The 13,244-nt window shown below is 56.1% G+C and carries 5 protein-coding genes; 1 reads left to right on the top strand and 4 read right to left on the bottom strand.

Annotation, left to right across the window (positions count from 1 at the left end; all coding sequences use genetic code 11):
* Positions 1–55: 55 nt before the first annotated feature.
* Together Thiowin_RS04380 and Thiowin_RS04375 are read right to left on the bottom strand one after the other, a co-directional pair.
* Entirely contained in the window at positions 56–481 is a 426-nt protein-coding gene (locus Thiowin_RS04380; RefSeq protein ID WP_328986517.1) for a DUF971 domain-containing protein, read from the bottom strand.
* A 54-nt stretch (positions 482–535) separates the two neighbouring features.
* Positions 536–2,983, bottom strand: a complete 2,448-nt coding sequence (locus Thiowin_RS04375; RefSeq protein WP_328986516.1) for an HlyD family secretion protein — start codon at positions 2,981–2,983, stop codon at positions 536–538.
* A gap of 46 nt (positions 2,984–3,029) precedes the next feature.
* Here Thiowin_RS04375 and Thiowin_RS04370 point away from each other — a divergent pair, with 46 nt between their 5' ends.
* On the top strand, positions 3,030–3,935 hold the full coding sequence (locus Thiowin_RS04370; RefSeq protein ID WP_328986515.1) for an alpha/beta hydrolase family protein: 906 nt from the start codon (positions 3,030–3,032) through the stop codon (positions 3,933–3,935).
* A gap of 20 nt (positions 3,936–3,955) precedes the next feature.
* Here the strand turns inward: Thiowin_RS04370 and Thiowin_RS04365 are convergent, their stop codons facing one another.
* Both Thiowin_RS04365 and Thiowin_RS04360 read right to left on the bottom strand, forming a co-directional pair.
* Positions 3,956–5,305: a serine hydrolase domain-containing protein gene (locus Thiowin_RS04365; RefSeq protein WP_328986514.1), complete on the bottom strand. Its 1,350-nt coding sequence runs from the start codon at positions 5,303–5,305 to the stop codon at positions 3,956–3,958.
* 127 nt (positions 5,306–5,432) lie between these two features.
* Positions 5,433–13,190 (bottom strand): non-ribosomal peptide synthetase, encoded by a 7,758-nt coding sequence (locus Thiowin_RS04360; RefSeq protein WP_328986513.1) that lies wholly within the window; start codon positions 13,188–13,190, stop codon positions 5,433–5,435.
* Between the last annotated feature and the right edge of the window lie 54 nt (positions 13,191–13,244).

Raw genomic sequence — 13,244 nt, 5'->3', positions numbered from 1 at the left:
GCGGTTTTTTTGATGCAAGCGCGGTCCGGGGTTGAAGCCCTCCGAGCTGCCGCCGCTAGTGCACCCGTGGCAGCTCGGAGGGCGCCGCGCCCCGTGCTTGCAGTTGATCGAAGGGATCGTCGCCCGCGCGCGTGCGGCCAGCATCGCGCAGTCGCTGCAGATAATCCTGCCACAGCGGCTGCCAGCCGCGGCCAAGCTTGTAAAGATAACCCCAGTCGAACAGCCCTGATTTGTGCCCGTCGTCAAAAAAAATCTTCACCGCGTAGTTGCCAATCGGCTCCAGATTGGTGATGTTGACAGTCTCCTTGCCAATCTGCAGCTTAGCCTGATCCGGCGTATGCCCGCGCACCTCCGCCGAAGGGGAGTAGACCCGCAGATACTCACACGGCAGGTGAAAATGGGCGCCATCGTCGTAGATGATTTCAAGTACGCGCGACTGGCTGTGCAACTGGATATCGGTTGGGCGGGGGTTGGTTTGCATCGGGTCTCCCTCAGGCAATTAACAGGTGCGAGATAGATGAGGGCACACCCTCGCCTAGGGAAGCCAGGACCAGATTTCAATCAAGAAGAATCGCACCAGGGCCTTGGTGAAGGCGATGATGACCAAGGTGTCTCCTGCTGCAATCTTTCCGTAGCCGCTCATTCCTGTCTTTAATGACCCATCCGGATTCGGCAATATCGCCACGACTTTGACGATGGGGCCGAAGGTTTCCGCCGTGGCCTCTGGCGCGATTTCCGTGACTGTCCCTGAGAACGCCTGGTAGGGATTCATCCATGCTTTAAATCGCACCTGGCTGCCAAGGTTGACAGCGGAGATGTCCGATTCAGGCACGTCGATTTCTACCCGAACCTGCCGTGCATCCTCCACCACGGCGAACAATTCACCCTCGGCCAGATATTTGGAACGGAGATTTTGTAGGTTCTGAGTAACAATGCGCCCTGTAATCGGCATGCGCAGGTAAGTGCGCAGGAGTTCTTCCCGGAAAAAGGTTAATTCCTGCTCTAGCTTGTCGAGCGCGGCTTGTTCCGCTGCAATTTCATTTGGGTTGATCTGAGCCTTTAGGGCATCAAGATTCGCCAGGCTTTCCGCGACTTTCTGCGCGGCCACATCGCGCTCTTTTTTTGCATCCTCGTTGCTCTGAACCGAGACTGACCCTTGGTTGAAGAGCTTTTCAATCCTCTCGGCTTTATCAATACTGTATTGCGACTCCAGGCGTGCAATTTCCAATTGCTTCTCGGCCAGGTGGATTGATTCGGCTGAAGGCGTAGTTCTTAGGCGAGCAATCTCGTGACGCTTGGCCTCAATGGCGGATTCAGTCGCGAGCACATCCTTTTGCTGCCGGTGGTTGGCCATGGCGGCAATCACGGTGCCCTCACTCAGCCATTCACCACCGCTGAAAAACACCCGATCGACAATTCCCTCCTGGCTTGGGTAGATCTCATGACGCGCACTAGGGAGAACTGCTGCATTGCCACCGACCTCGTAGGGATAGGGCAGGAACAGGCAGGCGATGAGCAACAACGGAAACAGAGAACGACGGACAACCCTGAACATGGACTTTTTCGTGCCACCATCGCTTCCTGGGCCTGATGCTGGGCCAAATGCTGAATTGGATGTTGTCTCTCGCCGTCCAGGAGATGCTTTGCTCGGGAGTTTTGACATTGTGTTGCGCGATTCGAAACGGGAGGCTCGGGCAGGGGGCGCGTCCCCCCGTTCCGCGGCGCGCTGGCGCAGTAGATGGCGGGTGACATACACCGCAAGAAAGAGAAATAATGCGACGCCGGCCCCCTGGTAGTTTGACTCCAATCGCTTTGCCAGGATTGATGCGATCAGCGCGATCAGTGTCGCCGGAAAAACAACTGAAGCGGCACCAAAGAGCACCAATGCTGGGGAGTCTTTGAAGTATTTTTCCAGCACGCGTGGGCGCCCGAAAATCAGTGCGCGCAAGGCACCTTTTGCGCGCTCGCGTAAATTTGGATTGCGCGCATAGTTGGCCAGTAGTCGATAGCTGTCACTCGACCATAGTGGGGTGGCCGCCAGGAGGAAGCTAATGGCCGCGATCAAAGCCAATTTGGCGCCAATCGTCGATAGCAAACTGCCTGATGGCCGCATGGCAAGCCAGAAGGTTGTGCCCAGGCTAAATAGCACCATGCGCACTAACAATGGGGTGGCACTGAGCCACATGCGCTGAAGTCGGGTTGTTTCGGGAGTCAAGAGAATTTGTGCATTGAAACGCGGGATCAGACCGAACGCCAGAATCAAACCAAAACTCGGCACCTTCAACCCGTAGCGGCGGGCGACCAAGGCACGCATGATTTGAATGCTCAAATTGATGGTGAACCCCATGAAGATCAGGTGTCCAAGGAGCCCAAATTGTAGCCTTGCGCTGGCCAGTGAATCAGCCACCAAGTCCCGATTCAACCAGACTGCAACGACAGCATAAAGAAGGAATAATGGGATCAACCAGACAAAGAATCGCAGCGGCTGCATGAGTCGCAGCAGAGCATCAGCAACAGGTTCGGGCCGCAACAGGTGCCAATGTCCTGGCTGGGCGGTTTTTTCCGCTTCCTCTTGCAACTCAGGCATTGCATCGCGCTGGTTGGATTCCGCTTCTCGAGGACCCTCTTCGCCATTTGGTTGAAGTGGCTTAATTGGGTGGGGATCAACTTGCGACGCCCTCGGTGCCAACGAGCTGGAGGCAGCCCTGGGTTGTGGTGAATCCCGATCTTGCCCTTGGCTTTCACGGAGCAGTCCCCAACCCTGCAAGATGTCCAAAAACTCCAGTAACGCCTGTGGATCCTCTTCGCGGTCGAATTTGGCCTGAAATTCGGCCATAAGGGCCCTGGGGTCATAGGGATTCCGCAACGACTCGATGAGAAATGCTTCTTCAACTCCAAACTCGAAAATTTTCTCCGTGATTGGATCGCGCACATGCAAACTGGTGTGATCCCGTGACCAGCTTAAGACGAGATCCTCGCGCAACCGCGACCTCTTTTGGTTTGAGTAATTTCTCATCGCGTCATCACTTATGACTGCTTTACCCCACGCCGTTCGTCCTCGGGCTCTGCTGGTCGAGCGCAACATCAGATATCGTGACGCTGATGGATGCGACCCGGATGCTGTCAGTCTTGATATCTACTATGAGAAGCCTAAGCCGAAAGACGAGAAGCGCGCCATGATTGTTTTTGTTCACGGTGGGGGATGGGATGGAGGCGATAAGGCGTGCTTTCTGGCATCGGATCAAGAAAAGATGCCAGGGTATTTTGTCAGCAAAGGGTATGTCTTTGCCTCTGTGAATTACCGCCTTGGTGGAACGCCAACATCGTCAGGCGTTGGAATTCCCGAGATGGCAGCGGATATTGCAAAAGCCATCAAGTGGTTGTCTGTTAACGGACGTCGTTATGGTGGGCGCCAAACAGGGTTTGTTCTGATTGGTTATTCATCTGGTGCGCACCTTGCTTTACTCGTCGCCACCGACCAGCAGTACCTAAGACATTTTCGGCTGATGCCCGATACGTTATCCGCGGTCATTGTGCTGGACATGACCCATTTCGATATTCCAATGACGATGCGGATCATGGAAACCAAGGCAACGGGGTTACCAAATCAAGAGCAGCGCCTTGCGCACCTTTATAAAATCTTTGGCCAGGAAACGGCAGGCCAGGCGGCGTTATCGCCGGCAAACCACCTCGGCTCTTGGCTGACACGGACAGCGGTTCTTATTGTTTCCGTCGGCCTATGTTTTGGCCATCGACAATGGCTGACGAAACGCATGGGAGAAAACTTTCAACGCCGACTTGAGGCGATCGGCGTGCGGGTAGAACATTTGCATCTTGAGGAGTGGGAACACAATTATCTTGTCACGCATTTTGATGGTGAACTCGCCGATGGCATTGTCCAGTTCATCGATACCTTGGAAGAATCAGCGGTCTAGTCATACTGGATACCGCGATTTCACCCACCATAATAGCGAGAACCCATGCCTGATACATGAGCAGGGTGGCGTTGTTGCAGGATGGATGCCATCAGTCGCATGCCGGTCCGGATTAAACCCTTAAGGTTTCCGCGATTTGCCAACAGAACCAAACCGACTTTTGGGTCTTCGAGCCAGATGATGACGGCAGTGTATCCAGCAACGAAGCCCGCTTTCGAATGCACATTGAAGCCGCGTGGCGTATGTTTAATCCGATGTGCGTAACCAATGGCGGAATCGGCTTGGTCCTCCCCCGCCTGACCTATCTCGCGGTTCATCTCCGCGGCCGCCGACACCAGACCCCCCCCACTCAAGCCGGTTAGAACACTCAGAAGTCGATTCATATCCTTGGCATTGCTAATCAGCCCTCCGGAACCGGCGAGGATTCCCATGTCGGAAAGCGGGACCGGTGTGAGTGAGTCGTTCTGCTGATCATAGCGATATCCCTGTGCCAAGGAGCCCCTGCGCCCATCGAGACAGGCAGGCGTATTCATGCAGGTGCTCGTCATCTGAAGGGGCTGGGTGATCAGGGACTGAATTAACTCCCCGGAATTTTGATAATGGTAGTGATTTTGCAGCGCAATGCTCAGCATGCCAATGCCAAGATTCGAGTAAGCGGAACTGGCGCCGGGAGGGGTCATGGGACGGCAGCCATTCTGGCGGAGGCAGGCGACGAGGTTTGCCTTGCTGTAGTTCTTGGCGGGCATCATCTGGCGCTCAATCGGATCTTTCGCCACATTGTCCCGTGTCTCCATGTTGGTGGGGAAATTGGGTAACCCGGAGCGATGGGTCACCAGATGTTGCAATGTGATGCGCTCGTCAATCTGTATTGATTCGTCGAGAAAATCATTGAGTTTTTGCGTCAGTTTGAGGTCACCATCGGCAACGGCCTTTGCGAGGATCAGTGCGGTAAATATTTTGGATACTGACCCGATGCCAAAGAGGGTATCTCCATCGACCGCGATGTGCTCGCCTGCCTTTTGAGTGCCAAATCCAAGCGCGAGGCGTTCCTGGTCGGTAACCAGCCCGACCGCGATTCCAGGCGCCTGGTCCTCTCCATATTCACCGACATGCGCGCTAACATATTGCGCGATGAGGTCATGAATGGACTGACTCGATGAGCCGCTTGGCTCGAAAGAGCGGCTTTCGCTCAAGGTGGGTTGAAATTGCGTCGAAGAACCCTGCAAGGGCTCAAAAGAGGACTCAGCCTCAAGCCCTGGGGCAAATCCCTTGGTCGCAAAAGACCCGGAATCAAAAAACTCGCTAGGCGGTTGTGTCGAATAGGCTCCAAACGAGCCTGGATACGACTCCAGGGAGGTGATGGGCGCCATGTAAGGCGGATAATCCGACAGATTTTGGGCGCAAGAGAGAGTCGCCGTCATGGAGATAACAGCAACGCTCAACATCACCGTCGAACGATAGCATGATGTATTCATAGTCTTTTGCAAGCGAGCCTTATCATTCAGAGATGGAAATGTCGATCAATCGTTCAAGGACGCTGATCACGGAATCGCAGTATCCCTGAATCGTCGCCTCCTGGAAGCGCCGAGCCCCATAGGCGAAGCGAAACCTGAGCCTGCCCCGCATAATGCCAGCGCCAATCTCGATAAGATGCCGTCGCGGGCCCTGATCCGACTCGGCAAGTTGAATCTTCCCGGTTTCTGTCAGTCTCCCCCAGGAAGACCGATCATTGGACACGCTTTCATCCGGGGTATCAGCGGCGTCCGTTTGTCCAGTAAAGTTGAAGGCGATTTGCGGCTCTGGCATGGCGCGCATGGCGCGCGTGATGATGTCATCCGAGCGCAGGTAGCGCAGCGCGGAATAGCTGATTCCCCGACCAGGCACGGCCTCAATGGTCTGAATGGCTGCCCTCATTTTGCCAATGAGGTGTTGGGATGTGTTGATGGAAAAGGTCACGGGATAAAAGCTTGTGAACCAACCAAGTGAACGGGATAGGTTCAAGTCGGTACCAATGGGTTCTCGTCCTTGACCTTCCACCTTGATTTGAATCAGCGGATTTTTGGACTCTTCACTGAGTCCAATGGCCAGGGCCGCAAGGATAAGATGGCTGAGGCGCGTTTCGAGCATCGCTGGCAGGCGGTCGAGCAGTTGCTGTGTTCTGGCAACCGACAAATCAGCAAAAATTGAAGCGGTTGTCGATAAGGAATGATCCACATCCGGGGCATCGACTGGCAAGGTTGCTTGAGGAAATGGTCGCGTCCAATACCCGACATCCGCGACTGCCGCGGGCGAATCAGCAAAGTCCACCAAGGCGATCGCCCAATCCTTGAAAGAGCTGGTTTTCAATGGCAAACGTGGTGTTTGATGGGTGGAGAGTTGGCGATAGGCGGTCATCAGATCATCAATGAAGGGTGACCAGGAAACAATGTCCATGACGATATGATGCACGATGAGGAGTAACCGCCCCTCCTGTTGTGATCCGGCGTCCAACCAGCAGACTTGGAACAAGGGGCCTTGTTGGAGGTCGATGGAACGGTTCAGCCGCGCGAAGGCCGCATCAATCCGAGATGCCCACTCTGGTTCTGGCAGGGCCGCGAGTTCAATGACGCTGAAAGGCACCGGGTCGAGGTCGGTGGACTGAAACTGTGACCAGCGTCCCGCTTCATCCCGGCGGTAACGCATGCGCAAGGCGTCATGGTGCGCGCTGATCGCGCGGATGGCGGCTTTCATCTTGGCTGGCTCGAGTGCTGGAGGTGTCGGGATGACCATCCATTGGTTGAAAAAATTGGGCTCTTCGCTCCGTTGCTCAAAAAACCAGCGTTGCACTGGTGTTAAAGGGACATCTCCGCTCACCAGGCCTTGATCAGCCTCAATCGCAGCGGTGCCAGCGCTCAAGGCAGCCGCGAGTTCCGCCACCGTTTGGTGTTTGAACATTTCCTGCAAGGACAATGGATGCCCGGCCTCGGTGAGTCGCGCGACAACCCGAATGCTCATGATGGAATCGCCGCCAAGTTCAAAGTAGTTTGAGTGAATGCCTACCTTTTCGAGGCCGAGCACGTCCTCCCAGATACGGGCGATCAGCTTTTCGAGGTCCGTTTCGGGCGCGACATAGGTGTCGCTGGATTGAAGCTCGTTCGATGTGGGCGCTGGCAAGGCGTTGCGGTCGATCTTGCCGCTAATGGTCATCGGAAAGGCATCGCAGGGGATCAAAAAGGCCGGAACCATGTAGTCCGGCAAGCTATTTTTTAGATGGCGACGAAGCGCATTGATGTCGGCTTTGGTCCTGTTGGCCGACGTCACATAGCCCGCGAGTCGAGTGGCGCCCTCGCCACGATGAACCACCACCACGGCTTGATCGACGCTGGGATCGCGCCTCAAGGCGGCTTCAATCTCGCTAAGCTCAATGCGGTAACCGCGGATCTTGACCTGGTGATCCATGCGCCCGAGAAAGTCGAGCTGTCCATCTGGCAGCCAGCGGACCAGGTCTCCCGTGCGATAGAGGCGTTCTCCGGGTTTGTTGCCAAAGGGGTGGGGAACAAAGGCGGCGGCCGTTTGGGCTGGGCGACCCAGATAGCCGCGGCTAACACCGACGCCACCAATATACAGCTCGCCCGGTGTTCCGAGCGGAACATGTCGCATCCAGGGGTCGAGCACGTAGGTCTCGACATTGGGCAGTGGCCGCCCCAACGGGGGTTTGCCGCCGCTTTCCCAGCCCCAGGCCAGGGTGGCGCCGATGGTGGTCTCGGTCGGCCCGTAGCCATTCATAAGATGGCGATGTCTTTGCCAGTCACTGGCAAGTTGTGGGTCGAGGCTGTCGCCGCCGACAGTGAGGCTTTTGAGTTCGGTCAGTTGTTCGGATGCCTTGGGCAAGGCCGCGAGCGCGGCGGCTGAGAGAGTCAGTGAACTGATATGCCGTGTCTTGAGCTCTTCGATGAGCATCGGACCCGGCATTGTGGCCTCCGCGTGTGCCAGGTGCAGTGTCGCGCCTGCCATGAGGGTGCGAAAAATCTCGCCAAGCGCCGCATCAAAACTTAGCGAAAGTGTCTGCAGAACCTGGCTGTTTTCATCGAGCTTGAAAAGCGGAATTTGTGCGCGGATGACATTGGCCAGATTCTGGTGCTGAACCATGACTCCCTTGGGCAGTCCGGTGGAGCCAGAGGTATAAATGACATAGGCCAACTGATTGGGTTGCGTGTTGACCGAAGGCGGTGTCGTCGGGGTTGCGGAGTCGAAAATGTCTTCTTGTTCGAGGAGCAGAGGTTGGCAGCCGTGTGGCAATCGGTCAGCCAAGCGACCTTGGGTGACGACCAGAGAGACTCCTGCATCCTCGAGCAAATAGGCGATGCGCTCCCGAGGCAGGCTTGGGTCGATCGGCAGGAAGGCCGCGCCTGCCTTCATGATCCCCAGCAGACCGATAAAGATCTCCAGAGAGCGCTCGCCACACCAGCCAATGATCGTTTCCGCTCCCACGCCATGCGTGAGCAAGCGATGGGCTAGCTGGTTGGCGCGCTGGTCAAGCTCGCGGTAGCTAAGGCTTTGATCGCCAAAACGAATGGCGATTTGATTGGGTCGCGTCACGCCATGCTCGGCAATGACCTCATGGGCACTGCGTTCTTCCAGCGCGTGCGTTGCCGACTGACTGAATTCGCGCAGAATGCGGTGGCGCTCCTTGGGGAGCAGCATCGGCGCATTGAACAGCGGTCGATCCGGTTCGCTGACCGCGTAGCGAATGAGTCGCTTCAGATGCATGCCCATGCGTTCAATAGATCTTTTCGCGAACAGATCGGCATTGAAAATCAGCTTGCATTCCAGGTGATCAGCGTACTCCTGGGCATTGAGCACCAAGTCGAAGTTGGCGGTCTCCTGCTCCGGAGCCAATTGTCGCGCGAAGGCGGTTCCACCCTGCTCCTGTTCCATTTTCTGATGGACGAAGAGCACTTGGAATAATGGGTTATGGCCAAGATCACGCCGAACACCAAGTCGCTCCACCAAACGCTCGAATGGCACCTCCTGATGATCGTAGGCATCCAGGCAGGTGGTACGCGCTTGCGCGACTAACTCGCGAAAGCTCTGCGCCCCTTGGACTCTGGACCTGATGACAATGGTGTTGACGAAATAGCCAATCAGCCGCTGGATATCGGGTGAAGAGCGGTTCTCGGTTGGCGTGCCGACGCAAATGTCCTCTTGACCGCTGTGCCTGGCCAGCAGTGCCTGAAAGGCGGCCAGCAGCACCATGAACAGGGTCGCGCCTTGCTCAAGCGCGAGGTCTCGCAGGCCTTGAAGGATGTTCTCATCAAGGAAAACACTCGCTTGTGCTCCGCGATAGCGGTGGACGGCGGGTCGGGGATAGTCACTGGGAAGAGCAAGAACGCTTGCATCCTCGAGTGTTCGCTGCCAGTACTCGATATGGGGGATGATCTGCTCTCCCCGCATCCATTCGCGCTGCCAGATAGCATAATCGGCGTATTGAATCGGTAGCGGCGGCAATCGGGCCGGGCGCTTGTCGTTGACGGCAGAGTATAGCTCCTGAATCTCCTGGGACAGGATGGCCATGGAGCGTCCATCGGTGGCGATATGATGCAAGGTGACGAACAAGGTAAAGGCATTCTCGTCGCTTTTGATCAGCTGATAGCGAAACAAAGGCCCCAGCTTTAGGTCCCAGGGGATGCGGACCTGCTCTCGCAGCTGAGCGTCGAGTGCATCCTGTCTGAGCGCATGCGGTAAGTCGGTCAGATCCTTGAACGGAACCCTGACTGACTCAGGATCATGGATGACCTGAAAGGGCTCGCCATCAATGGCGGAAAAGGTCGTGCGAAGAGTCTCATGGCGCGCGATCAGCTGCGTCAATGCCATATCCAGCGTCGGGCGGTCAAGCTCGCAGCGGAAGCGAATCACGGCGGGAACCGTGTAGGAAAGACTGCCCGGATTGAGCTGATCGATCAGCCACATCTGTTGCTGTGCATAAGACAGGGGGGCCTTTTTTCCGTGCTCGATCTGCCTTAATTCTGGCTGCGACAAGGCAGCATCCGTGATACCAGAGGCGAGGCGCTCGTCGATCCAGTGCGCCATATCCGCCACGGTTCGCGCCCTCATCAGTACACTGAAGGGAATCGACAGCTCGTAGCGCTTTCCAAGCTCGGTGATAATGCGCACGGCCATGAGCGACTCGCCACCGAGTTGAAAGAAATCCGATTCCGCTCCGACATCGTCAAGACCAAGAAAGCGGGCCCAAATCGCCGCCACTGTTGTTTCCGTCGCTGTCGCTGGTGCGCGCGAGACGGTTTCTTTCTCGATGATTCGCGCCATCTCCGCGGCTTTGGGTTGCGGCAAGGCGCGACGGTCGGTCTTGCCGTTGGGAGTCAGCGGGATTCTGTCGAGCGGGAGGTAGAAGGCGGGCGTCATGTGTTCAGGCAGCTTCTGCCGAACATGCTTGCGTAATGCCGCGGCGGTTGGCGGGCTTTCACCTTTGGCAACGATGTAAGCGACAAGCCGTTGGTCTTCTGAAACCACCACGGCAGCCTGGGCAATATCCGGGTGTTGCCGGATCAGGCTCTCGATTTCTTCCAGCTCGATGCGTAAACCACGCAATTGAACTTGCTGATCAATGCGTCCAAGGTATTCAAAATTACCATCCGGCAACCAACGCCCAAGATCGCCAGTCTTGTACATGCGGCTCCCGGGGATCTGGCTGAAAGGGTCGGGCAGAAACGCCCGTGCCGTAAGATCAGGCCTTTTCCAATAGCCATGAGCGACATGCACCCCGGAAAAATACAGCTCCCCGACAATGCCGACCGGGACCGGACGCATGGCCTCATCGAGGACGTAGCCCTGCATATTGCCCATCATGCGGCCAATCGACATTGGCTCGTAGGGCAGATCCTCGGAGGTGTCGCAGCGGGTGACATCCCAGATCTCGGTCGCGCCATAGAGGTTGGTGAGTACCGCATCTGGCATTGAGGCGACGAAACGCGCGGAAAGATCGCCCGGCAAGGCCTCGCCACTGCAGATCCAATGGCGCATGCGCGGCAGCCGCGTCCCCAAATCGGGTGCGGTATCGAGCATGGAGCGCAACAAGGAAGGCACCAGGACCATTCGTGTCGAACCAGAGTCAGCTAGCGCCTCGATCAGCTTGGCCGGATCCTTGACTTGATCATCGGGGATCAGGGTAACCGGCAGTCCATTACTCCAGGCGCTCCACAATTCCCATGCGGAGTCGACAAAGCAGATGGAGGTTTTCGCGCACAAAGCCTCGTCCGCAGTGAAGGGGTAAGGCTCGATGAACATGCGATTCACCGGAACCCGATGCGGAATCATGATCCCCTTTGGGATGCCGGTGGAACCGGAGGTATAAAGCACATAGGCCAGGTCTTCGGCACTCAGCGCCTGATCTGGATTTGTCCGCGGTCGCTCGGACCAGGTATTCGCCTCCAGGTCAAAACAGATGATAGGTGCCACCATCCCTTGGAACTGCCGTGCCCATTTCTGTTGGCTGATCAGCAAGGATGGCTCTGAACTCTCGAGCATTAACCTCAGGCGCTCAAGGGGATAAGTCGGATCGAGGGGTACATAGGCGGCGCCAGATTTCAAGACGGCCATGAGGGTGACCACCATATCCAATGAGCGGTCAAGGCAAAATGCCACAAGCTGTCCGCGCCCAACGCCGATGGAACCCAGATAATGCGCGAGTTGGTTCGCCTTTTGGTTGAAAAGGGCGTAGCTGTAGGTCTCACCCAGGTAATGCACGGCCGGCGCATTGGGGCGGGCTAGCGCGTGCTGCTCGAATAACTGGTGCAGCGCCTTGTCAGCGGGGTAATGGGTTTTAGTCTGGTTCCAGGTGATCAGGGCTCGCTGTCGTTCCTCATTGGAAACCATCGAGATTTCGCCAACCGGCTTCTCGATGTCATCGGACATGGATTTCAGTAGTGTGACCAGCTGTTCGCCGAGCTGCCCGATACAAGTCTTGGTAAAGCGGCGTTGATTGTAGATGAGAATCAGGACCAGACGGTTGATGGCCGGCTTTGCGAACAGCAATAGCGGCATGCTCTGGTTAATGGGGGCCACGACCCCATCGTCGCTGTCATCTCCCACCTCGGCTTCGGGCTGATGAGTGTTATTGATATCGATGACTGACTCGAATAGAACACTTCCGCGAGGCAGCTCGCTCCAGCGCTGGATCTGAGCAAGCGGGCTGTGCTGGTGTTCGCTCAGGGCGGTTTGCTGGTCTTGCACAGCCTTCAGCCACAGACTCAGAGGTGCTGCGTGATCGACTCTGACCAGCATTGGCAAGGTATTAAGAAACATACCAACCATGCTCTCAATACCTGGCAGCACAGGCGAACGGCCAGAGACCAGGGAGCCAAATACAACAACCTCACGCGCGCTATAGCGGCTGAGCAGCAATACCCAGGCGGCCTGAATCAAGGTATTCAGTGTCACCTGACTGCGCTTGGCCGCAGTCTTAAGTTGGTCAAACAATGGGCCCTGTATCTGCAGAGGCCATTCATCCGATTTCAGCGCGTGACCCGCCTGCCGCCCGGAACCGAGATCGTAGGGCAGTGGCGTGGTTTCCCGAAAATCCTTGAGATAGTCTTGCCAGAACAGTCTCTCGCTATCAAGGGATTGACTTTTTAACCAACCAATAAACTGACGGAAAGGCCGAGGTGGAGGCAAACTCGCGGAGGTTCCGCGCAAAATAGCGTGATAGCAGGCGCGCACTTCGTCCAATATAATCGGATTTGACCAACCATCGAGTAGGAGGTGATGGTGGCTGAAGACAAGGAAATCCGAATCCGCTGATCTGTTGATCAGCATCAAACGGAACAGCGGTGGTTTGGTCAAATCGTAGCCTAGTTGACGATCTTGGCGCAGAATCCCTCGCAACTCGATCTTTTGCTCCCAAGCCGACAGATGTGCCAAGCTGCGCGTTTCAAATCGAACCGCGACCTTGGCATGAACAATTTGTATCGGTCGATCCAAACCCTCCCAGGTAAAGGAGGTACGGAGCACTTCATGCCGATCAACAACCTCTTGCCAAGCCTGCTCCAAGGCCAAGGCGTCGATCTGCTTAAGCAAATGCACGCCCTGGGAGACATACATCCCAACGCCCTGCTCGGCAAGAGAATGGATTAGCATCCCTTCCTGCAGCGGAGAGAGGGGGTAGGTTGTAATTAGATTGTCCGGCGTAACGTCATGGGTATCCTGGGAGGCGAGCATTTCATCACCCGCGGAGTCGCTGGTGGTATGAGTGGAAGTCATTTAAGGCATTCCTTAAAATTACAAAAAAGCGACCGCGCGGTAACGACCACGGCA

The organism is Thiorhodovibrio winogradskyi, assembly GCF_036208045.1.
Taxonomy (GTDB): Bacteria; Pseudomonadota; Gammaproteobacteria; order Chromatiales; family Chromatiaceae; genus Thiorhodovibrio; species Thiorhodovibrio winogradskyi.
Note: the sequence above shows the minus strand (reverse complement) of the source record. Positions and strands in the feature narration are given on the sequence as shown.